This is a genomic window from Streptomyces sp. NPDC058308 (assembly GCF_042880275.1).
Lineage (GTDB): Bacteria > Actinomycetota > Actinomycetes > Streptomycetales > Streptomycetaceae > Streptomyces.
Genome location: NZ_JBHVZA010000007.1, coordinates 161,047 through 181,520, shown reverse-complemented (window position 1 = coordinate 181,520; position 20,474 = coordinate 161,047). Strand labels below are relative to the sequence as shown.

The window sequence follows — 20,474 nt, the reverse complement described above, 5'->3', positions numbered from 1 at the left end:
CCAGATTTCAGCGGACTGTCACCGGGTCGTGACGCACCGGGGAAGCGGCTCAGCTCAGCTTCGCGCTCTGCGCCTTCACGACCGCCTTGGCGACCTTCGCGTCTCCGGAGCGGCCCTGGGCGAGGGCCATGCCGTCCACCGCGAAGTACACGGCGAGGGTGTCGCCGTGGCGGACGACCTGGGTGCGCACGGTATGGGAGGTGCCGTTGAACTTCGTCGTGGCGCGGAAGGCGGTCGACTGGTCGGCGCCGGGCTGGGCGGGGGCGCCGTCGGAGGAGACCGAGTCGTAGAGGGTGCTGCTCTTGGCCGCCTTGGCGGTGAAGCCCCCGGCGCAGGTGCCGACGGCCTCGGTGAGTTCGGCCATGGTGGTCTTCGCGGCGCCGTCCGGGTACGTGGCGAGCGTGACGTAGGTGAAGGCACCCACGGACTTGCCCCCGGGCGAGGCGACGCGCGTGAGCTCGGCCTGCGGGCTGCCGGGGGCGAACTGGTTCATCGCGTACGCGAGCGGGGCACATGCGGCCTTGTCGGCCTTTATCTCGCCTCTGGTCTTGGCGAACGCGTACTTCTGCTCGGGCTTGCTGACCCGGTAGCCGCTCACGTCGCTCTTGGTCAGGGCGGCGCGGTTCAGGTCGGCCGCCGGGTCCGGGGCCTTCTTCTCCGATGCGGCGGACGGCGACTTGGACGTGGTGCCCGGTCCGTCTGCCGACGCGTCGGAGTCCGAACAGGCGCTGAGCGCCGACACGGACAGGACGGTGAGGACGGAAGCGACCAGGCCGGTGCGGATCCGCATCATGAGGTCTCCAGTCTGCAGCCGCTCGCGAACGGCTTGTTGGGCTGCGCCCCGGGCAGTCGGTGGCTCACGTGACAGCTGTGAGGTGAGGGACGGGTGGGGCCGTACGGGCTCGCACTCTACTGGTGGGTGTCGAGGGGGCGGCAGGCACTTGTCGGCCCCCGCGCCCTGGGTGGTGGCCGATGTCGTGGGGGTCGGCATGCTGAGCGGGACGTCAACCGCACCGCCCCCGTACGGCCTCAGAGATCGTTCGGCCTGATCGCGCCGCGGCCGCCGCGTCTGCTCATGAACCAGTAGTCCTTGGTGATCCCGTGATTCGCGCTGAGCGGCTCCTTGGTGGTGACCTCGATCAGGAACCTGCCGCTGGGGCGTTGGGTGACGACCGGTGCGGCGGAGGGCTCGCGCTCGGAGAGGGATGCGACGTACGACTCGACGTACTTGCGTTGGCGCGGCGTCATCTCGGAGACGGCGAGCAGCACCGTCGGATGGGTCAGGTGACGCAGCACCGTCCAGTGGATCCGCTCTGTCGGAGGCGCGAGCCTGCACCATGAGCCGTCGTCGAAGCAGATCTTCGCCTCGCCGCCGACATCGCTGTACGACATGCGCTCCACACCGGCGATGCGGTCCCGGCCGATCTCCCAGAGAACCGTGTCCTGGCCGGGGTCGAGGTCGGGGAACCCGAGGATGACCACCCGACGGTCGGTGACGACGCAGTGCGTCCGGTACTCCGCAGGACGCCGCCCGGGGTCGAGCTGCCAGGGGAGGGTACGGGCGAGGGTGCCGGGGGCGGCCCACATGACGGGAAAGTCACCCACCTCGTTCTCCCGATCGGTGGGCCGCCCGGGCCCTCGGCGCCCACCGGGGCCCGCCCCCGTACCGCTGCCGAACGCGCCGAGAGCTGCCATGACGAGTGCGTACAGGGACCCCAGGCCGAAGAGCCCCACCTTGCGGGCGGTGATTTTCGCCGCAGGGGGCTCCGGCGCGTACGAGTGGCCGTCCGGCCAGCCGGGGAGTTCGTGCTGGATGTCCTCGCGCTCGGCACCACGGAACCAGCGCATGCCGGAGACGGTGTCGTCCGTGCCGCTCGCGAACACGATGGCGTCGCGGGCGAGGAGGGTTTCTCCGGGGGCGGGCTGCCATGTCGCCATGCGGGTTGCTCCGTTGGTCCTCGTTCGGTCCTGGGATTGATGGGTCGGGTATCGCATATCAACTGGGCGATCCCGGCGGTGTCCCGTCAGAGTTGTGACCGCTGGTGGAGTCGTCGGCGAAGGAGACCGTCTGAAGGATGGCCGTCATGATGTTGCAGAATTCGGTCCAGTAGTCCGTGGACGCGGTGTGGAGAGTGAAGACCGCGGTGAACGGGCCTGTGGGGAAAGGTACATGGACTTGTATCTGTCCAGTGAGGAGATCTGTGGCCTCGCCGGTCGCCGTGATTTCCGGATTCAGCTTGTACTCGGTCAGGGTGATGCAGGAGACCGCGGGCCCGCAGGGTAGATCGAGCCAACGCGCGTCGTTGTGCGGGGCGCTGGAGAGGATGGCCAGAATCCCCTGGGCCACGGTCTCCGTGTCCCCCGACGCCTGGTCGGTGGGGACGGCAGCCACGGTGAACGCGCACTGGGCTACACCGCCGGAGGCTCCGTGCCCGGTGAGGGTCTCGTCCGCTTCCTCTGACTCCTCCGCCGTGGAGAAGAGTCCTATCGCCGAGTAGGAGACACCGGTCGCCACCATGAGCTCGGCCAGACTCGCGTAATACGGGGCGGCGGGCTCCCAAATGCTGTCGTTTCCACGGGAGTAGAGCCCGCGTACGAATTCATCGGCGCGCTCGGCGCGCTCTTCCGGTGTGGCGGCGAGAGGGAGGGCGTAGAAGCCGTCGGGAACGTGGAACCAGATGGGCGGGGGGTCGAGGTGACCGGCGGGGGCAGCCGGGAGTGTGTCCGTGGGGTTGATCGGCGAAGTCATGGATTGCGAGGGGTCCCGGTTTGGTTCGAAGGCGGGGTCAGAGGTCTTCGGGGTGGTAGTCGGTGTACGCCACCTTGGTGCCGTCGGCGTTCATTTTCAGGTCGCGACTGGCGGCGCCGAAGAATGCGCTGAGCTCGCTGGGTACCAGAGCCTCGGCTCGGTAGTGCCCGCACGGCAGGCGGGTGACGAAGGGCTCTGAGAGGTCCGGCGCACGAGCGGTGGCGAGGAAGTGGTCGACGGCATCCCGCTGTGCCTGCGTCAGGGATTCCAGAGGGATCAATTCGAGGGGAGAGTGCAGGTACCGGATGAGACCTCCCCGGGACATGGCTCTCAGCCTGCACCATGAGCCGTCGCTGAAGAGGATCTTGAAGTCTCGCCCGTCCTTGAAGTCGCGTGGCTCGACCTTGCTGATGTTCGACCTGGGAGTTTCCCAGAGGACTTCGTCCTCGATGCGGTGGGTGTCCTTCTTGTAGAAGGGGAGGCCGACGATGACCAGGCGCCGGTCAGTGACGATCGCGTGCGTGCGGTAGTACTCGTCGTCGGAACGTCCCGGGTCCAGTTCCCAGGGCAGAGTGCGGGCGAGGGTGCCCGGGGCGGCCCACATGACGGGGAAGTCGTCGACTTCGTCAGCGCGGTCGTCCGGGGTGTCGGAGCCGGAATCGCCGAAAGCACCGCCACTGAGATTGCCTCCGGCAGAGCTGAGTGCGGCCATGATGATGCCGCCCACGGCCATCAGGCCGCCCTTCCCGACCGTCCGTGCAATCGAGTTACCACTCGATCGGTTGGTGTATGCGGGGCCTTCGGGCCAGCCGGGCAGTTCGTTCTGAATATCGTTGCGCTCGGTGTCACGGAACCAGCGCATGCCCCTGACACGCGTGGCCTCACCGGTGGCAAAGGTGATGTTCCTACGGGTGAGGAGCGTCTCGCCCGGTTCAGGCTGCCAGATGTTCATATCCGTATGACTCTCCCTCTCTGGCGATATGGCCTTCGGCGCCCGGCGCTTTGGCTCCGGCATTTCGCGTCATATGCTCTCAGCCTGCCGACGCCGACTGCGCGAATTGGTCGCCGGGGAACAGCGCTTCGCTCGTGTGCTGGTGGATGCTCGTGATCTTGGGGAAGATTTTGAGCCCCGCGTCTATGGCGATACCGGCGCCCACTGGGTCGATGTTCACTTTGGGGAGCATGTTCAGCCCCTTGGATCCGAGCCACTGACCCTCGTGATAGCCCGCTGCGGCAAGGCCGCCCATGCGGGACCTCAGACCACTGGCGGCGTGCGCCACCTCGTAGACGTCGCCGGAGCTACCGCCGATCTTCACGAGACCGCCCAGGCCGAGGCCCCCGGTGACCTCCCGCGAGGTTTTCCCAAAGGCCATGAGGATCTTTGCCTCACCGACGCTGGAATACTCGAAGCCCTTACCAAGATTGGCGACTGCCTTGATTGCCCTGGCCTCTCCGACAACCTTGGTGCCCTTGCTGAACATCCCGATCCCCGGCATGAGCCCCACCGCGTCAAGCCCGAGCGTCGCCCAACTCACGTCAGCGCCGCTCATTTTGGCGAGCCCGTGTGCCCCCAGAGCAAGCCCGCTGGTAATGAGCGCGGCCGTGCCGAAGATCGCGGCGAGCGGCGGAAAGGGAAGGGTGACGATGGCCAGGAGCCCCAGGACGGCGGTCAGGTCGCTCAGCAGATCGCCGATCAGTTTGATCAGGTCGGCGTGGTCCTGGAGCCATTTTCCGGCCGCATCCCAGGCATCGGCCACACCCTTGGTGAGTTTGTCCCAGAACCCCGGTTCGTCCGGCGCGATGTCGCCCGCCTTGTCGAGTTCCTTGCTGATCGCTCCGGCGGCCTTGCCGTAGCGGTCCTCCAGGTCATGGACATCGGCGATGACCGTGGTGACCTCGCCCGACGCCTTGCCCATTTCCTTGGTGCCGAGCTTTGCCTCTGAACGCGCTTCCAGCTTCTCACCGGCCCGCTTCTCCAGCCGGTCGGCCTCGACCTGGAACTCGTGAAGCTCTTTCGCCCACCGGTACAGCGCGCGCGAGGCCTTGTTGAAGGACTCGTGGCTCTTGCGGATGAGCGGGGTGACGTCCTCGCCGATGTACTCGGTGAAGGCGAGTGCGGCCTTGCCTTTCCAGGCACCACACTCTATTCGCTCCAGGTCGCGGACCGCGGCCCCCAGCTCGGACGCGAGGCCGCCGAGCTTCTTGGCCAGGTCGCGCGTGTCCTCCACGCTTCCGGGGGTCGGGTCCCAGCCGATGTGGGGAAAGGCAGGACGCTTGCCCGTCACGTCACTTTCCCTTCTTGCGGGCCGACTTGAGCGACTCGGCAAGGGCCTGGTCCAGCTTGCTGAATTCTTCGTCGATCTTGTTGATCATCTTGACGGCGCCCTGCGTGTGCTTACCGAGCTGCTTGACGCCGTACCCCCACTCGTCCGCGAATTCATGGACGTCCTCGATGAGCTTCTCGGCGCCGACGACCGACCCGTCGGTGCCCTTCAGGGTCCGGCGGGCGGCATCCATGCGGTCGCTGACTCCGGAAAACGTTCTCTTGAGGTCCTCGAAGACCGTTCCGTCGAGACGAAGGTCGCTCATGTCGTGCTTCCGTTCCTCGTGGGGGGAGGGCGATGGACCGGCACTCCGCCCGGACGGTCGCGGTCTCGCGTGCGGTGTTCCGGTGGCCCCAGCCGCGGTGCTCGGAGCGCTATCGGCTGTGCTCGAACATGCTTGGTGTGGCCAACGGTGTTCACGATATTCACGGGGCTTGAGCAGCGCTGCAGAGGGGGTCATTTCCGGCCGACGCTCGTGGGGCGAGGCTGGCGAGGTGTGGCGGGGCTCGTGATGTCGGTCGCCGCTCGTGTCCACCCACATACCGTCGACCACATGTCGTCGACCGCCGTAATCACGAGCGGATCCGCCCCGGCCCGGTCATGATGGCCCGATGCCCGCTCATAGAACCGAACCCCCGCACGCCGCCGCCGGCGAACGCGCCTCCCTCACCGCCTTCCTTCAGTACCAGCGCGACACCCTCGCCATGAAGTGCGCGGGGCTGAGTGCCGAGCAGCTCAAGGAACGGGCCGTGGCGCCCTCCGACATGTCGCTGCTCGGGCTTGTCCGGCACCTGGCCGAGGTCGAGCGGAGCTGGTTCCGCAATGTCCTGAACCGTGAGTCGGCCAGGGCGCACTGGCAGGGCCGCGTACCCGGCGAGCACGCCGACTTCGACGTGGCGGACGCCGATCCGGACGAGGCGTTCGAGGTCTGGCAGGCCGAATGCGCCCGCTCCCGCGCCATCGTGGACGCCCTGGACTCCCTCGACTCCTCCGTCGACTTCCGCGGCGACACGTACTCGTTGCGCTACGTCCTCACGCACATGATCGAGGAGTACGCCCGCCACAACGGCCACGCCGACCTGCTCAGGGAACGGATCGACGGAGCCGTCGGAGAGTAGGGAGCGCGCCGAGCAGTGCGCAGAGCAGAGCGGAGCAGCGCGCATGGCAGAGCAGAGCAGCGCGCATAGGCGCCCGCGCCCTCACGGTGACAGACGGTGACAGCGGAGACCTTCGGCGTCACTTCTCAACTGCCCCGCCTCGCCCCGGACCTGGGCAGACTCCCCCTCCTGCCAATGAGGCCCTGGGGCAAGCCGCGGAACGGCCGAGGAGGTGGCCCGGGACGCGGCGACCTGGTGTCGGAGCGTCCCGGGCCCAGGGCCCGAAGGCCCCGCCCTCAGCGCCGGTTCATCGCCCGCTTGATCTTCTTGCCCGACGGCGACTCGTCCAGCGTCTTCCACAGCTTCGACGAGCTCAGCGACGTGTAGACGCCGGGTGCGCCCTGTCCGCCGCAGCCTTCGCCGTACGAGACGACGCCGATCAGGATCGGGGCCTCACGGCCGGGGACCTTGCGGAAGATGGGGCCGCCGCTGTCGCCCTGGCAGGAGTCCTTCGTCTCCACGCCGGCGCAGAAGTTGACCTTCGCGTCGTACTCCTTGTAGCTCGTCCCGCACTCGGCGTGGGAGAGGATCGGGACCTTCACCTCGCGCAGGCGGTCCGGGGTGTGGGTCATCTCCGTGTCCGTGTTGCCCCAGCCCGCGACGATCGCCTTCTGGCCGGGGCGGATCAGCGCGTCCGTGCCCTGCGTGGGCAGTGCCACCGCCGGGATGCCGCGGACCGGCTTCGCCAGCTGGAGGAAGGCCACGTCGTACGCCTCCTTGCCCTTGAGGTAGCGCGGGTGCACGACCACGCCGCCCTTGGCGATGTTGCGTATCTGGCCCTGCTTCGCGGAGAGGACCGTGCGGCCGACGGCCACCTGGAGGGACGTGGGCTTGACCGGCTTGCCCGCGTCGTCGACCAGGCAGTGCGCCGCCGTCACGACCGTGTCCGGGGTGACCAGGCTGGCGCCGCAGAACTGTCGGTCGAGCGCACTGCCCGGACCCTTCGACAGGATCGCCGTCATGAAGGGGTACGCGTCGTTCGGGACCGCGGTACCGCCGATGATCGCGTGCGCGGCGGGCGCGGAGGTGGCGACCATCGCGAGGGCGGCGGCCGTCGCGGCGAGGGCGGCGGCAGCGGGGGCCTTGCGGGTGCGCGTGGGGGTTCTCTTGACGTTCATGGGGGGTGCTTCTCTTTCGTACGGCAGAAATTGCGGAATCGCGGCGCGGCGCGGTGCGCTGTGGGGCAGGGGCGAGTGCGCCGCTCCGTGTGCGAGAAGTCCGGACCGAATGCCCCGCCAACAAGGCCGCTACGTACGGCATTTGATCAGCTATTCAACAAATTGGTGCGGATCCTCTCGCGTCGAAAGGGGAGAGGTGAATGGCGCGGAGAGGGTTCATTCCGGCGGTCGCCGGTTTTCCGGCGGGGGGCGCCCCCGCCCGCGCCAGGAGCTCGGCGGCAGCCGGAATTGCGTGGGTTGTGGGGAGGAGTGGGGCGCGTCCCGTGGGGGTGGGTCCGGCAGCCCCGTCTCCTCGTGCGGTGGGTGCGTGCCTCCCGGCGTGCCCGAGGGAACCGTCCCGGCCCCTGCTGACGTCCCCTTTGGGGTCGACGAATCAGGCCGGTCCGCTGCCGGACGCCGTCAGTTGCGCAAAGTATCCCGATTCGCGTACGCACACATTCCCTGCCCCTCAAGGCCCGGACGCGACATCGGAACGGCATCAGAACCGAGGGGTTGGGGTTGCGTGTGGATAACGGTGGAGGGTGTGAGCTTCGCGATCCTTAACGCGCCTTGAGGGGCTTATGTGCTGCTGATACGGTGCGATGACTTGACACTGGGTCTGCGGCTGAATAGCCCGCCCGGGACGGGCGAGAGAGTCGCCGGTGTCGCAAATGATGGAAATTGACCGAATCTTCTTGGGTGTGCGGGGAGCAGTTGCGTGAAGATCCAGGAGCGTACGGGGGCGGGCAACAACCGTTCCGCCGCGCCGGCTCAGCCAGCGGTCGGTGAGCGCCTTCCCGCGCCGCCTCGCGAGCGCAAACCGGCACTTGCCGCACTCGCCGTGCTCCTCATCCTCGTCGGCGCGCTCGGCGCCACCGTGCTCGTGCTGCGCGCCGGTGACCGTATCGAGGTCGTGCGGGTGACCGCGCCCATCGCGGCGGGCGAGTCGCCCGCCGAGGGCAAGAACATCGACCACGTGATGGTCGCCGGCGACAGCGGCATCAATTACGTGAAGTGGGAGCAGCGCGGCGTCCTCGCGAAGCTGAAGGCCAAGAGCGCCATCCCCGCGGGCGCCGTCGTCGTCGGCGAGATGTTCGCCAGGAAGACCGGCCTGCCCGCAGGCAAGGCCAGCGTGGGTCTCTCCCTCAAGGAGGGCCAGTACCCCTCCGATCTGAAGGCCGGTGACACCGTCGCCGCCTACCCGGTCGTCTCCGGTACGTCCACCGGCAAGGGATCGACCGGCAGTGGCTCCTCGTCCTCCGGCACCCCGCTGGTCGCCGACGCGAAGGTGTTCACCATCGCGGACAAGAGCGACGCGACGGTGAGCACCGGCAACCAGAACATCACCCTCCTTGTCCCGCAGGAGGAGGCCGCCGCCCTGGCCAGCGCCGCTTCCGAGGGCAAGGTCGTTGTCGCCCGCGTCTCCGACGACAACAACTAAAGGCGAGTAGAGGAGACATGGCGCTCATCGCACTCGCCGCGGACAAGGGTTCCCCCGGCGTCACCACGGCCGCAGTCGCGCTCGCGGCGGTCTGGCCGCGCCGCGTACTGGTGGCCGAGACCGACCCCGCGGGCGGCGACCTGGTCTACCGCAGCGCCGCCGCGCACGGCGGTCCGCTCAATCCCAACACCGGCATGCTGAGCATCGCCGCCACCGCCCGCCGCGGCCTCGTGCCCGACCAGCTCTGGGACCACACCCAGCCGTTGAGCGGCGGTCTCGAAGTGCTCGTCGGGCTCGGCATCGCGGAGCAGGCCGCCGGTCTCGCCGGGCTCTGGCCCACCCTCGGCCGCGCGTTCTCCCAGCTCGCCGACTCGCCGCACGCCCCCGCCGACGTCATAGCGGACTGCGGGCGGATCAGCGGCGACACCCCGGCCGTCGAACTCCTCCCGCACGCGGCGCTCGTGCTGCTCGTCTCGCGCACCGAGCCCGAGGCCATCGCGCGGGTCCGGGACCGGGCCGCGGCCCTCGCGGCCAAGCTGCACGGCGGTTCGCGCGGCGCGGCCTCGCTGGCCCAGCCCCTCATCGGCGTACTCCTGATCGCGGATCCGGCGACCTCCGCGAAACTCGTGCACCAGGTCAACGACATGCTGATGGCCGCGCAGACCGGCGCCCGCGTCGTGGGCACCCTCGCCGACGACCCGGCGGGCGCCGACCAGTTGGCAGGACGCAGGCGCGGCCGGCTCGACAAGTCGCTGCTCATCCGCTCCGCGCGCAAGGTGACCGTCGACCTGTATCAGCAGTACGGCGCCGCCTGGACCAACCCCGTGGCGCAGCAGCCGGGACAGGCCCGATGAGCGCACCCGTCGATCATCAGCTCGTCAAGCGGTTCCGGCAGGACGCCGGTGACCGCATCGCCGAGCAGCGCCGTCTCGACCAGGTCTCCGGCGTCACCCCGATGTCGGGCGAGGACGAGCGGCACTACGCCCGCGCCGTCATCGCGCAGATCCTGGAGGAGTACGCGCGCGCGGAGATCAACGCCGGGCGCACCCCCCTCGACGCGGAGACGGAGGAGCAGTACGCGGCCGCCGTGCACGCCGCGCTCTTCGGCGTCGGACGGCTGCAGCCGCTGCTCGACGACCCCGAGGTCGAGAACATCGACATCAACGGCTGCGACCAGGTCTTCGTCGGATACGCCGACGGCCGCGAGGCCAAGGCCGACCCGGTCGCCGAGACCGACGAGGAACTCGTCGAGCTCATCCAGGTCCTCGGCGCGTACTCGGGCCTTTCGTCGCGTCCCTTCGACTCCGCCAACCCGCAGCTCGACCTGCGGCTGCCCGACGGCTCGCGACTGTCCGCCGTCATGGACGTCACGCGCCGTCCCGCGCTCTCCATCCGCCGCGCCCGCATGGGCAAGGTCTTCATGTCCGACCTCGTCGGCAACGGCACCATCACGCCGGAGATCGGCCACTTCCTGGCCTGCGCCGTCCGGGCCCGCAAGAACATCATGATCGCGGGCGCGACGAACGCGGGAAAGACGACGCTCCTGCGCGCCCTCGCCAACGAGATCCCGCCGCACGAGCGCCTGGTGACCGTCGAGCGCGCCCTGGAGCTCGGCCTCGACCAGTTCGCCGATCTGCACCCGAACGTGGTGGCCTTCGAGGAGCGCCTGCCCAACTCCGAGGGCCAGGGCGAGATCACGATGGCGGAGCTGGTGCGCCGCTCCCTCCGTATGAACCCCTCCCGCGTCATCGTCGGCGAGGTCCTCGGCGACGAGATCGTGACGATGCTGAACGCGATGTCGCAGGGCAACGACGGCTCGCTCTCAACGATCCACGCCAACAGCTCAAGCGAGGTCTTCAACCGTATTTCCACCTACGCGCTCCAGGCCTCCGAACGCCTCCCCATCGAGGCGAGCCAGATGCTGGTCGCGGGCGCGGTCAACTTCGTCGTCTTCATCCAGCGGCGCAACAACTACCAGTCCGGCGGCAAGCTCCAGCGCATGGTGACCTCGGTCCGCGAGGTCAACGGCGTCGACGGCCGCGTCCTGTCCAGCGAGGTCTTCGCGGAGGCGCCGGACGGCCGCGTCGTCGCGCACGCGCCGATCGCCTGCATGGACGACCTGGCCGCGTTCGGCTACCGCCCCGCCGGGCAGTGGGGGTGAGCACGACATGAACGAGTACGACATGAGCGGGCACGACACGACCACACTCGCCGCGCTCGACGGTCTCGGCTCCATGGGCGGCGTCTTCTCGCTGCCCGTCCTGTACGCACTCGGCTGCGGCGTCGCCGCCGGCGGCGGCCTCGCGCTGCTCGCCGTGGCGATCCGCGGCCTGCCCGCCAAGCCCGCGCACGAGAAGCACAAGGCGAGCGAGCGCGCGAGCGAACTGATCCGCTTCGTCGGGCGGCGCGGCTCGGCCGCGATCGGCGTGGGCCTCGTCGTCCTGCTCCTCACCCGCTGGGCGGTCGCGGGCATCGCCTCCGGCATCCTCGTCTTCTTCTGGGACAAGCTCTTCGGCGGAGCCGCCGAAGAGCGCGCGCAGATGAAGCGCGTCGAGGCCCTCGCGGCCTGGACGGAATCGCTGCGCGACACCATCGCGGGCGCGGTCGGCCTTGAGCAGGCGATCCCGGCCTCGGCCCGGGCGGCGGCGCCGGTGCTCCGCCCGCACCTGGACGCCCTCGTGGACCGCCTCCGGGCGCGCACCCCGCTCCCCGAGGCCCTGCAGACACTGGCCGACGAGATCGACGACGCCTCGGCGGACATCATCGTCGCCGCGCTCATCCTCAACGCCAAACTGCGCGGCCCCGGCCTGCGCCAGGTCCTCGGCGCGCTCGCCAAGTCGGCGCGCGAAGAGGTCGACATGCGCCAGCGCGTCATGGCGCAGCGCGCCTCGACGCGCCGCTCGGTGCAGATCGTGGTCGCGGTCTCCATCGCCTTCGTGCTCGGCCTGTCCATCTTCAACCGCGAGTTCGTCGAGCCGTACGGCACGCCCGTCGGCCAGCTCGTGCTCGCCATGGTCTGTGCCCTGTTCGCGCTGGGCTTCTGGTGGCTGCGGAAGCTGTCGACGGTGGAGACGCCGGACCGCTTCCTGGTCAAGGACGAGCCGGGCGTGCAGTTCGTACGTCCCCGGGGTCCCGGCGGCGCGCCCGCGGCGGGCGGCCCCGAGCAGGCACCGCAGTTCGGCAGGCCGGGCCCGGCCCAGCAGGGCCTGCCGGGCTACACCAACCCGTCCGAGGGGGTACGGCGATGAGCCTGACGATGCCGGTACTGATCGGCGCGATCCTCGGCCTGGGCATCTTCGCCCTCGTACGCGCCCTGATGCCGTCGAAGCGCAGCGCCGTCGCGACGGTCGCCCGCATCGACGCGATGCGGGCGCGCGGCGCGGCGTACGAGTCGCAGCGGGCCACCACGGACACCGAGCGCCCCGGCAGGCTCGGCTCGATGCGCTCCCGCGTGGGCGCGCGCGTCGCCGAGTTCTACCTCCAGCAGGGCTGGGAGCAGCGCTCGCTCCGGGCCGACCTGGCGGTCCTCGACCGCAGCTGGGAGAAGTTCCTCGCGACGAAGGTGCTGCTCGCCGCGGCCGGTGTCTTCTTCGGCCCGTTCCTCTTCGCCATCATCTACACGCTCGGCGTCGGCCGCAGCCCGGTCATCCCGGTGTGGCTGGCGCTGATGTTCGGCGTGCTCTTCTTCTTCCTGCCCGACCTGGAAGTACGCAGGGACGCGGCGGAGAAGCGGCGCGACCTGCGCCGGGTCATCGGCGCCTATCTGGACCTGGTGTCGATGAGCCTCGCGGGCGGCCGCGGTCTGCCCGAGGCGCTCATGGCGGCGGCGGAGGTCTCCGACGGATGGGCGACGCAACGTATCCGAAGCGCTCTGGCCGACGCCCGCATCACCGGCGTCAGCCAGTGGCAGGCCCTCGGCTCGCTCGGCGAGGAACTGGGCGTGGAAGAGCTGAAGGACCTGTCGGCGTCCCTGGCGCTGGTGGCGGACGACGGCGCGAAGGTGCGCGAGTCCCTCGCCTCCCGCGCGGAGACGATGCGGCACCGCGAGCTGGCCGAGATCGAGGGCAGCGCGGGCGAGAAATCCCAGTCGATGCTGGTCGCGCAGCTGCTGCTGTGCGCGGGCTTCCTGGTCTTCCTCATCTTCCCGGCGGCGATGCGCGTGTTCCAGGTCTAGCGGCGCCGCGCCCGCTCCGGGCGCGGCGAGCGCTCTGCGACGACGGCGCCGGACGAAACGGGGCCCGGCGCCTCCCCCCACCACTTCTGAGAGGACAACTCATCATGAACGGACGGAACTTCAGTCACCCGGCTGTCGACTTCCTCGTGACCTTCCTGAAGGGCCGCGTCCAGCGCGCCCGCTCCGGCGAGCTCGACCGCGGCGCGTCGGCGGTCGAATGGGTCATCATCTCGGCGGTCGTCGTGGCGATCGTCGGCGTGGTGGCGGCCGTCATCAACGCCGCGCTGAAGGGCGGCGCCGAGAAGGTGAGCGACTGCATCGAGGGCGCGGACGCGGGCAGCACCTGCTGACCTCCACCTGCTGACCTCCTCGGGAGGACGGGTGACGGACAACTGACGGTCGGCGGCTTGCGACTGATCGGCGGCTTGCGACACGGTGAAAGGCGACGGGGTTCGGGTGCGGGGAATGCGTGGATTCGTACGCCGCAGGGTGGAGGCTGCCTCCGCCCGCGGCGAATCCGGCATGACCGCGATCGAGTTCGTGCTGCTCACGCCGGTGCTGTTCTTCATGATCTTCGCGACGGTGCAGTTCGCGCTCTACTTCTTCGCGGACCATGTCGCCCAGGCCGCCGCTCAGGCGGGCGCGCGCAAGGCGCGTGCCACCGCCGACGAGAACGCGGGCGGCTGGCGGGGCGAGGCCCGTGACGTGGCCGACGCCTACATCCGCCAGCTCGGCCCGAAGCTGGTGCTCGGACCGGACGTGAAGACCATCCAGCCGGAGCAGAACACGGTCGGCGTGGAGATCGAGGCCCGGGTCCCCACGGTCTTCCCCGGGCTCGACCTGACCGTGCACGCGCAGTCGTCGGGGCCTGTGGAGCGGTTCGTGGAGGACAACGGCTGATGCGGAACGTACGGGGCGCAGCGCCCACCGGCGCCCGACGCCGCGACGACCGCGGTCTGTCGACCGTCGAAGTGGTGATCCTCGCCCCGGTGATGATCCTGTTCATCCTGGTCCTGGTGGCCTTCGGCCAGCTCGTCGACGGCCGGGGCGCCATCGACGGCGCGGCGCGCGACGCCGCCCGCGCGGGCTCGATCCAGAAGGACCACGGCACGGCGATGTCCGAGGCACGCAAGGCCGCGCGGGCGGACCTGGCCGACGTCTGCTCGGGCCCGGTCCACGTCGTCCAGAAGAGCGACGGATTCAACGAGAAGGTCGACCCGTTCTTCACCGTCGAGGTCAGCTGCGAGGTCAGGGGCCTCGCCATGCTCGGCCTCGACATCCCGACGACACTGGAAGCCTCCTTCAGCTCGCCGCTCGACCCGTACCGGAGGTCGGCGTGAGACGTCACTCCCTCGTACGCGCCTGGATCGCGTCCCGCCGCGCCCGCCTCGACGACCGGGGCTCGGGCGCCGGTGCGGTCATCATCTTCGCGATCGTCTTCCTCGCCCTCGCGGCGTTCGTCATCGACGGCGGCCTCTCCATCTCCAAACGGGAACGCGCCGCGGACATCGCGGAACAGGCCGCGCGCTACGCCGCGCAGGACCTGGAACTCGAGGACATATACGGGGGCGCGAAGGGCGCACCCATCAACTTCGAGAACTGCGGCGCCCGGGTACGGGCCTACGTCCAAGAGGCGGGCCTGAAGGGCGCGGACGTCGGCAACACGCGCTGTGTGAGGGCGAATCCGCAGCAGGTCGAGGTCGAGGTGCAGATGACGTACAGCCCTGTGTTCACCGGGCTGTTCTATGGCGGGGATGTGACGGTGAGGGGTAGGGCGGTGGCGGAGAACGAGGTGGGGTGACGTTTCCTCCTCCTTCTCTCCTCCCCTCCTTCCCTTCCTCCCCCTCCCTCAACGACAGGGGGACGTTCTCGGTCCGCTCGGCTCATCACACGTATTGATGATGAGTTTCCGCGTATGCCACGGGCGCTTGCTGCGGACGGCGGGCGCCGTAGCGATCCGCCACTGGCGCGGATCACCCGGGCAATGACACACCGCGCCGCCCCCCACCCCCGGCCAACGGGCCACCACGGCCCCGCGGAGCGACGGCTGAACCCACCCGCGCCTCCCTCCCGAGACGCCTCACACCCCCGCTCCGACAGCACGAGGTGCCGCCGTAAGGGCCCGGACGCCCCTGTCCGGTGTGGATAGCTTGGCCTCGCCTCCAGCGCCTCCACACCTCCTCAGGAGCCCCAGTGAACCGCTGCACCCGCATTGCCATGGCCGCCCTCACCATTTCCGCGGCTTCGATACTGGTCGCTTGTGGTGGTTCGGGTGGGAGTGAGGGGGGTGCGGGGATTGTGGGAGCTGATGAGGGCGGTAGTGCGTCGGTATCTCCCTCGTCAGGCGGTGGGCTCAAGCGGCCGGTGATCAATCTCCCCGAGTCCTTCCAGGTCAGCTTCGAGGGCTGGACGAACAGTGATCCCAAGCTGCAGAGGATCCTGGATGACGGCAAAGAAGAGCTTCGCGCCGAGTACGCCGCGATCGTCCAAGGCGACCCCGCCTCGGGCGCCGTCGAGTTCTACAACTCGGGTGCTTCCCTGAAGTCGGCCCGCAAGTGGATCCGGGGCTTCGTGGACGAGGACCACACGCTCGTGGGCAGGGGACGAGTATTCAACCCTCAGGTGCACATCAGTAATGAGGGCTTTGGGGTCCTCTTCTACTGCGTCGACGAGAGCCACGGCCGCACCAAGGACCGGAAGACCGGTAAGGAAGCAGGCACCCCGAAGGGAACCAGCCCCCGTCTCCAATACCGGACGCGCCTCGACAAGACAGAGCAAGGCGTGTGGAAGACGACGACGGCGGAGACGGAACGGGGGGCGTGCCGATGACATGGCGCGGTCTTCGTGGGACGACCGGGCTTCTGGCGACGCCGTTGTTCGCGATGGCTTTCATGACTCCGACGGCCCATGCCTGGGGCGGTGACGAGGACAAGCAGTCGAGTACACCGCCGCCTGGCCCCAGTGGGAAGGCCGCGGACGGAGAGCTGATGGCGTCGGTGTCCGACACGAGAATCAAGCTCGCCTACTCAGGAGGCCGGACGTCGAAGGCGTCACTGGGCGGGCTCAAGCCGGTCGATCCCCATTGGCGGCCCCCGGCGTGCTGGTACGAGCCCGTGTTCTCCCCGAAGCAGCTCAAGGACGCCGTCGCGACGGGAGGAGGCGGGCTGGTCAACGCCCACGTGTGGTGGAGCAATGGACTGTGGGTGGACCACTACGAGAAGGCGAAATCGTCGGACGGCACCTTTGGCCTGACCAGAACCGGAGGCGCCGGAGCGGGCGGGTACAAGAACTTCAACCTGGGCAAACAGGGCATGTTCTGGCGCAGTACGGTCCGCAAGGGCAGATACCAGGATCCCGAGGCATGGGATTGCGGCCGCATCATGTTCTGGCAGGAGGCGGGCACGATCCCCGAGGACGAGAACGCTCCCACGCCCAAAACCCTCGCCGCTTTCGCGTACGACAAGATCAAGGTTCCGGACGCCGAGATCAAGTTGAAGCCGGAGGGCAGGTCGACGGTGAACCTGCCCACTTGGATGTGGTTGGACAAGGGCACGTTCAGGGCCGTCACGGTCCGTGCCGACCTCCCCGGGACCGGCCTGTGGGCGGTGACCACGGCCAAGCCGGTCGCTCTGCATCTTGAGCCGGGCACTGCGGACGCGGAGAGATATCCGGCCTCCGGCGACTGCCTGATCGGTGGCGACGGCAGCATCGGAACGCCGTACGTGAAGGGCGCTTCGCACCAGGATCCGCCGTGTGGGATCGCGTACCTCCGCGCGACGGCTGGCCGGCCGTACGAGCTGAAGGCGTCCGTTACCTGGGACATTTCCTGGGCCGGATCAGGGGGAGCGAAGGGCGACCTCCCGGACGGCACGTTCGAGAACTCTCGAAGCGTGCATGTTCAGGAGATCCAGACCGTCAACCGATGACGACTCCAGGCTGAGATCGAGGGGCGTATGGCGGAGCGACTGAGGGTCGACGGGACCGAGCTGGACAAGTTCGTCAGGTTGCTGAGCAAGTCGAACGACGAGCTGAAGGGCCTGCGAAAAGCGTTGTCCGAAGCCACGGTGTCGGGCCTGGGGACGGATGACCTGGACAGTGCGTGTGAGGAATTCCAGGACGACTGGAAGTACGGCACGGAACAGATCGGCGAGCAGGCCGAGGACCTCGCAAAAATCATCAGAAAGAACAAGGAGAGCTACTTCGAGGTCGACAAGGCACTCGAAGAGACGATGAGGAAGTCCCGGGAGAGGGCTGAGCGGAAGAGCGGCAGGGGCGAGAGATGACGGTGACACCGGGCCGGGAAGAAGGCTCGTTCGCGCACTCGCCTGCCGCCAGAAATGCCCGGCTGCCGGAAGGTCTGAAATCTCCTCCAGCAGTGCCCGCCCCGGGTGGAGAGGTCGGGAATCCGGACTATCCGGCTCTCGGATTCAATCCGGTACCAGGGGACTGCGGCACGGTCAAAGCTCTGCACAAGAAGCTGGTCCGCTGCGCGAAGGTCTTGGGCGACACGCACGGAACCGTCACCAAGCTGATGGATGGCAGCTATTGGGAGGGCGACGCGGCTGTCGCCTGGCGCGAGCAGCTTCAGGACGGGCCGCTGGCGAAGAACCTGCAGAACGCAGCCCGTTCGATCACCAAGGCGGCTCGCCAACTCGACCGCTGGCACGGCGACCTGGAGGACTTCCAGCGCCGTGCGAAGCGACTGGAATCCGATGCGAAGGACGCACGTGAAGCCCTGCGCAAGGCGGAAGGCGCCGCAGGAGCGGCCGAGGATGCTCCGCATCTGGACGACAGGAAGGGCTCGGGGCACGAAGCCGCAAAGAAGGCGATGACCCGCGCCAACGCCCGGGTCGAGGACGCTGAGGCGGAACTCGAACGCATTCTTGGCAGGGCGAGGCAACTGGCCTTTGAGCATGAAGAGAAGGCCGGCCGGCGAGCCTCGAAGATTCGCGACGCCACGGACAGGCTCGCCCCGCACGAGTCGGGCTGGCTGGAAAGGGCGATGGCCTGGGTCGAGGAGAACCTCCCCGACATCCTCGGCACGGTCTCGGCCGGTGTGGGGCTGGTGGCGCTGTTCGTGGTGTCGGGAGGGACAGTGGCGGCGGTGTTGTTGCTGACGGCCGCCGTGCTCAGCGCGGGGGCGCTGGCGTTGCGGGTGTTCGGTGACGCGGAACTGCGGGCGTCGCTCTGGGACGGTGTCACCAAAGGGGAGCTCGACCAGGACTTCTGGAGCAATCTGGTGACCGTGGGCGGCGACGTGTTGGGGACGGTCCCCGGAGTGGGCGCGGTCTGGAAGGGGTCTCGCACTGCCCTTCAGGCTGCCGACGGAGCCGGGGAAATCATGCCTCTGGGACGGCGTATCGCCCAGGTCGGCTCGTGCACGATGGACGAGGCGAAGGTTCTTACAGGACTGGGCAATTCACTTCTCGCCACGACCGTCAGAGGTGCCAGGGCCGAGCCCGTCATCAAGGCTGTCCAGATGACTTCCGCGTCACTGGGTGTGGGGACGGCCGGATTCGGCCTGGCGATGAAGATGATGGACGCGGATGACGACGGAATCAAGGGCGGAACCGTGGCCGGTATTGACGGCACGCGCCTCGGCATCGATGGCGGCGGGATCGTCGATGTCGCTCGCCATGTCTTTGGGCGATAGCTCTCATGGGAAGGACCCACTGATATGAGTGCGACAGAACACCAAGTGGCGTGGGACCACGTGGAAACTCGGAAGGCCTGGAACCGCAATCTGATCGCGGGAGTGTTCAGATTGCTGGGGTGGGGGTGTCTCGCACTCGGGGCTCTCTTCGCAATCGTCGGGCTTCCCGTGTCCGTGGGCTGGATTCTGTTTCCTGTGCTGCTGTATGCGCCCTTCCGTGCCCTGGTGGAATATTCCTTTGTTCGCGCCTCGATGCGTATGCGAAAAGTGCTGAGAGCGTATCAATGGCAGCTTCTCGTAGACGTCCCGAAGGGTATTGCACCGCACCCGGCAGCCTCCGACAAGCGCATGTGGTTCGAAGTCCCCAACCCGGATGTCGTCACTGAGAACATTCCCCTGACCTTTGTATCCGCGTATCGGAGTCACTGGTGGTTCAGGCGGATCGGCGCTCCCCATACGAAGCCCGAGCGCAAGGCGGAACTCGAACCTCTGTGGTTCGCCGGTGATCCTCGGTTCCTCGCTGTGGTCGCCGTCGGCCGCGGTGGCTCGGCGCCCCGTCGACTGCACCTCCTGTACCAAACGAATGCTGTGGACCGGCGTGCTGAACCAGTGGGCTGGAATGCCAGTCCTGGCGCCTTGGAGCGTGCTCGTCACGCAGGTGCCCGCGTACCGGGGCCGGCAGTACCGCCTACTCCGTCCCCCTGAACTGAGAGTCGCTGCCGGTGCGGGACCGTGCCGCCGGGGTCGCGCAACTTCGGTGCCTCCCCTCACATGTATGGGAAATCAGCGTGCAGGACACTCCCTCGCTTTTCGTCATCGATGAATCCGTCCGGGATCCGAAGGCTGACATCTGGTTCGCGGAGCCCGCGGGATTCACTGTCATTCCGCTGAACACTCTGCTGAACCTTTCGGACGGGACGGGGAGCGGATCAGTTCGTGCTGCACTGGGCCGGATTCTGGACACGGCACCTGATGAACTGGCTCGGCAACTTCTCGTGGCACACGTTGAATCGGCGCAACAAATGTTGGTGATGCTGTGCGAGTTGGGGACCGTCTACTGTGCAATCGGTTTGCACCGTGATGACAGCGAAACTGGCGACGGGGCCCTGCCAGGGAGTCACGGAGATGCACGGGGATGCGGGGCCGAAGCAGGCGGCACCGGTGGGGCTCTGCTGCTGTCCTTCCTGACTCTCTCGTGGCGTGACATCGCCATCGCTCCACCGTCCGTCACGGCAGCGCGGGCGACCTCGTCCTGCGAGGGGGATGAACCCCTGTACGTCGAGTACATCGAGAACGCCCCCTGTGGACCGGTCAGTCTGACCGAGACCGTGCGGACGCCCATGGCGGCCAGTGGGCGTGGGCTTGCGGTGGCCCCCCTGCTCCAGATCCACGCCCACCTGCCTCATCCGGACGGTGAACGTCTCGCTGTCATGACTCTGAGCACCCAGGCTGTGCATCGCCGAGAGGACTACCGCCGCATCTTGCGGGGCGGTGTCGAACTGGTCAGCTTCGACGACCCGCTTACCGGTACTGGTGGACGTCCGGTCCGAGGCGGGGCCGCCCCGTCGGGCGACTGACCGTCAAGAGCCGAGGCGAAGGCCCCCGCCACCCATCCGTTCCGCAACTGTGACGACACCCCCCGATCCAAGTAACCGCAGGGCTCGGACCGGTCGGTGACAGGCCCCGTCGGGCAGGGGGTGAAACGGGCCTTTGGGGCGGGGTGGTCGTAACCGGGCGGGTGCTGCGGCGTCCGCCTCTGTCTGAGCTTCGGCCCCTTCCGTACCATCACCCCAGTACGATCACCCGACCCTCTCCCCAC

Annotated in this window: 22 protein-coding genes; 15 read left to right on the top strand and 7 right to left on the bottom strand. The window is 68.3% G+C overall.

Annotation, left to right across the window (positions count from 1 at the left end):
• Positions 1–49 precede the first annotated feature (49 nt).
• From ACFVYL_RS12590 to ACFVYL_RS12565, 6 genes are all read right to left on the bottom strand, one after another.
• The gene (locus ACFVYL_RS12590; RefSeq protein WP_389714942.1) at positions 50–793 is read right to left on the bottom strand and encodes a hypothetical protein; all 744 of its coding nucleotides are present in this window, start codon (positions 791–793) and stop codon (positions 50–52) included.
• A 236-nt stretch (positions 794–1,029) separates the two neighbouring features.
• On the bottom strand, positions 1,030–1,938 hold the full coding sequence (locus ACFVYL_RS12585) for a hypothetical protein (RefSeq protein ID WP_389714941.1): 909 nt from the start codon (positions 1,936–1,938) through the stop codon (positions 1,030–1,032).
• A gap of 58 nt (positions 1,939–1,996) precedes the next feature.
• Entirely contained in the window at positions 1,997–2,749 is a 753-nt protein-coding gene (locus ACFVYL_RS12580; RefSeq protein ID WP_389714939.1) for a hypothetical protein, read from the bottom strand.
• A 37-nt stretch (positions 2,750–2,786) separates the two neighbouring features.
• Positions 2,787–3,701, bottom strand: a complete 915-nt coding sequence (locus ACFVYL_RS12575) for a hypothetical protein (protein ID WP_389714937.1) — start codon at positions 3,699–3,701, stop codon at positions 2,787–2,789.
• A 79-nt stretch (positions 3,702–3,780) separates the two neighbouring features.
• Complete coding sequence (locus ACFVYL_RS12570; protein WP_389714935.1) at positions 3,781–5,034, bottom strand: enoyl-CoA hydratase/isomerase family protein; 1,254 nt, start codon at positions 5,032–5,034, stop codon at positions 3,781–3,783.
• A 1-nt stretch (position 5,035) separates the two neighbouring features.
• A complete protein-coding gene (locus ACFVYL_RS12565; protein WP_389714933.1) occupies positions 5,036–5,338 on the bottom strand; it encodes a hypothetical protein in 303 nt (100 codons plus the stop codon).
• A 346-nt stretch (positions 5,339–5,684) separates the two neighbouring features.
• On the opposite strand from ACFVYL_RS12565, the gene ACFVYL_RS12560 reads away from it, so the two are divergent.
• Positions 5,685–6,191 carry a DinB family protein gene (locus ACFVYL_RS12560; protein WP_389714931.1) on the top strand — a complete coding sequence of 169 codons (507 nt, stop codon included), beginning with the start codon at positions 5,685–5,687 and terminating at the stop codon, positions 6,189–6,191.
• A 275-nt stretch (positions 6,192–6,466) separates the two neighbouring features.
• Here ACFVYL_RS12560 and ACFVYL_RS12555 read toward each other — a convergent pair whose 3' ends face one another.
• Positions 6,467–7,348, bottom strand: a complete 882-nt coding sequence (locus ACFVYL_RS12555) for a S1 family peptidase (protein ID WP_389714930.1) — start codon at positions 7,346–7,348, stop codon at positions 6,467–6,469.
• A 757-nt stretch (positions 7,349–8,105) separates the two neighbouring features.
• On the opposite strand from ACFVYL_RS12555, the gene ACFVYL_RS12550 reads away from it, so the two are divergent.
• From ACFVYL_RS12550 to ACFVYL_RS12485, 14 genes are all read left to right on the top strand, one after another.
• The gene (locus ACFVYL_RS12550) at positions 8,106–8,828 is read left to right on the top strand and encodes a hypothetical protein (protein ID WP_389714928.1); all 723 of its coding nucleotides are present in this window, start codon (positions 8,106–8,108) and stop codon (positions 8,826–8,828) included.
• 17 nt (positions 8,829–8,845) lie between these two features.
• Positions 8,846–9,682, top strand: a complete 837-nt coding sequence (locus ACFVYL_RS12545; RefSeq protein ID WP_389714927.1) for a hypothetical protein — start codon at positions 8,846–8,848, stop codon at positions 9,680–9,682.
• On the top strand, positions 9,679–10,989 hold the full coding sequence (locus tag ACFVYL_RS12540; protein ID WP_389714925.1) for a CpaF family protein: 1,311 nt from the start codon (positions 9,679–9,681) through the stop codon (positions 10,987–10,989). Before ACFVYL_RS12545 ends, ACFVYL_RS12540 begins: the two co-directional genes overlap by 4 nt.
• Before the next feature lie 73 nt (positions 10,990–11,062).
• Positions 11,063–12,076, top strand: coding sequence for a type II secretion system F family protein (locus ACFVYL_RS12535; protein WP_389715096.1), 1,014 nt, complete (start codon positions 11,063–11,065; stop codon positions 12,074–12,076).
• Complete coding sequence (locus ACFVYL_RS12530) at positions 12,073–13,002, top strand: type II secretion system F family protein (protein ID WP_389714923.1); 930 nt, start codon at positions 12,073–12,075, stop codon at positions 13,000–13,002. The genes ACFVYL_RS12535 and ACFVYL_RS12530 overlap by 4 nt, the downstream gene beginning before the upstream one ends.
• Positions 13,003–13,106: 104 nt before the next feature.
• Positions 13,107–13,352, top strand: coding sequence for a hypothetical protein (locus ACFVYL_RS12525; protein WP_389714921.1), 246 nt, complete (start codon positions 13,107–13,109; stop codon positions 13,350–13,352).
• A gap of 115 nt (positions 13,353–13,467) precedes the next feature.
• Positions 13,468–13,902: a TadE/TadG family type IV pilus assembly protein gene (locus ACFVYL_RS12520; protein WP_389714919.1), complete on the top strand. Its 435-nt coding sequence runs from the start codon at positions 13,468–13,470 to the stop codon at positions 13,900–13,902.
• A complete protein-coding gene (locus tag ACFVYL_RS12515; protein WP_389714918.1) occupies positions 13,902–14,342 on the top strand; it encodes a TadE/TadG family type IV pilus assembly protein in 441 nt (146 codons plus the stop codon). Before ACFVYL_RS12520 ends, ACFVYL_RS12515 begins: the two co-directional genes overlap by 1 nt.
• Complete coding sequence (locus ACFVYL_RS12510) at positions 14,339–14,803, top strand: TadE/TadG family type IV pilus assembly protein (protein ID WP_389714917.1); 465 nt, start codon at positions 14,339–14,341, stop codon at positions 14,801–14,803. Before ACFVYL_RS12515 ends, ACFVYL_RS12510 begins: the two co-directional genes overlap by 4 nt.
• A gap of 392 nt (positions 14,804–15,195) precedes the next feature.
• The gene (locus ACFVYL_RS12505) at positions 15,196–15,831 is read left to right on the top strand and encodes a hypothetical protein (RefSeq protein WP_389714916.1); all 636 of its coding nucleotides are present in this window, start codon (positions 15,196–15,198) and stop codon (positions 15,829–15,831) included.
• 53 nt (positions 15,832–15,884) lie between these two features.
• A complete protein-coding gene (locus ACFVYL_RS12500; protein WP_389715095.1) occupies positions 15,885–16,928 on the top strand; it encodes a hypothetical protein in 1,044 nt (347 codons plus the stop codon).
• 27 nt (positions 16,929–16,955) lie between these two features.
• On the top strand, positions 16,956–17,285 hold the full coding sequence (locus tag ACFVYL_RS12495; protein WP_389714914.1) for a hypothetical protein: 330 nt from the start codon (positions 16,956–16,958) through the stop codon (positions 17,283–17,285).
• Positions 17,282–18,655, top strand: coding sequence for a hypothetical protein (locus tag ACFVYL_RS12490; protein ID WP_389714912.1), 1,374 nt, complete (start codon positions 17,282–17,284; stop codon positions 18,653–18,655). Before ACFVYL_RS12495 ends, ACFVYL_RS12490 begins: the two co-directional genes overlap by 4 nt.
• 788 nt (positions 18,656–19,443) lie before the next feature.
• Entirely contained in the window at positions 19,444–20,232 is a 789-nt protein-coding gene (locus tag ACFVYL_RS12485) for a hypothetical protein (protein ID WP_389714910.1), read from the top strand.
• Positions 20,233–20,474 lie beyond the last annotated feature (242 nt).

What these genes read in the sequence shown, in the direction of transcription:
- ACFVYL_RS12560 (WP_389714931.1), top strand. Translation starts at nt 5,685, where the DNA reads ATGCCCGCTCATAGAACCGAACCCCCGCACGCCGCCGCCGGCGAACGC.
- ACFVYL_RS12565 (WP_389714933.1), bottom strand. Translation starts at nt 5,338, where the DNA reads ATGAGCGACCTTCGTCTCGACGGAACGGTCTTCGAGGACCTCAAGAGA.
- ACFVYL_RS12515 (WP_389714918.1), top strand. Translation starts at nt 13,902, where the DNA reads ATGCGGAACGTACGGGGCGCAGCGCCCACCGGCGCCCGACGCCGCGAC.
- ACFVYL_RS12580 (WP_389714939.1), bottom strand. Translation starts at nt 2,749, where the DNA reads ATGACTTCGCCGATCAACCCCACGGACACACTCCCGGCTGCCCCCGCC.
- ACFVYL_RS12525 (WP_389714921.1), top strand. Translation starts at nt 13,107, where the DNA reads ATGAACGGACGGAACTTCAGTCACCCGGCTGTCGACTTCCTCGTGACC.
- ACFVYL_RS12530 (WP_389714923.1), top strand. Translation starts at nt 12,073, where the DNA reads ATGAGCCTGACGATGCCGGTACTGATCGGCGCGATCCTCGGCCTGGGC.
- ACFVYL_RS12490 (WP_389714912.1), top strand. Translation starts at nt 17,282, where the DNA reads ATGACGGTGACACCGGGCCGGGAAGAAGGCTCGTTCGCGCACTCGCCT.
- ACFVYL_RS12540 (WP_389714925.1), top strand. Translation starts at nt 9,679, where the DNA reads ATGAGCGCACCCGTCGATCATCAGCTCGTCAAGCGGTTCCGGCAGGAC.
- ACFVYL_RS12585 (WP_389714941.1), bottom strand. Translation starts at nt 1,938, where the DNA reads ATGGCGACATGGCAGCCCGCCCCCGGAGAAACCCTCCTCGCCCGCGAC.
- ACFVYL_RS12555 (WP_389714930.1), bottom strand. Translation starts at nt 7,348, where the DNA reads ATGAACGTCAAGAGAACCCCCACGCGCACCCGCAAGGCCCCCGCTGCC.
- ACFVYL_RS12535 (WP_389715096.1), top strand. Translation starts at nt 11,063, where the DNA reads ATGGGCGGCGTCTTCTCGCTGCCCGTCCTGTACGCACTCGGCTGCGGC.
- ACFVYL_RS12495 (WP_389714914.1), top strand. Translation starts at nt 16,956, where the DNA reads ATGGCGGAGCGACTGAGGGTCGACGGGACCGAGCTGGACAAGTTCGTC.
- ACFVYL_RS12590 (WP_389714942.1), bottom strand. Translation starts at nt 793, where the DNA reads ATGATGCGGATCCGCACCGGCCTGGTCGCTTCCGTCCTCACCGTCCTG.
- ACFVYL_RS12545 (WP_389714927.1), top strand. Translation starts at nt 8,846, where the DNA reads ATGGCGCTCATCGCACTCGCCGCGGACAAGGGTTCCCCCGGCGTCACC.
- ACFVYL_RS12520 (WP_389714919.1), top strand. Translation starts at nt 13,468, where the DNA reads ATGCGTGGATTCGTACGCCGCAGGGTGGAGGCTGCCTCCGCCCGCGGC.
- ACFVYL_RS12500 (WP_389715095.1), top strand. Translation starts at nt 15,885, where the DNA reads ATGGCTTTCATGACTCCGACGGCCCATGCCTGGGGCGGTGACGAGGAC.
- ACFVYL_RS12575 (WP_389714937.1), bottom strand. Translation starts at nt 3,701, where the DNA reads ATGAACATCTGGCAGCCTGAACCGGGCGAGACGCTCCTCACCCGTAGG.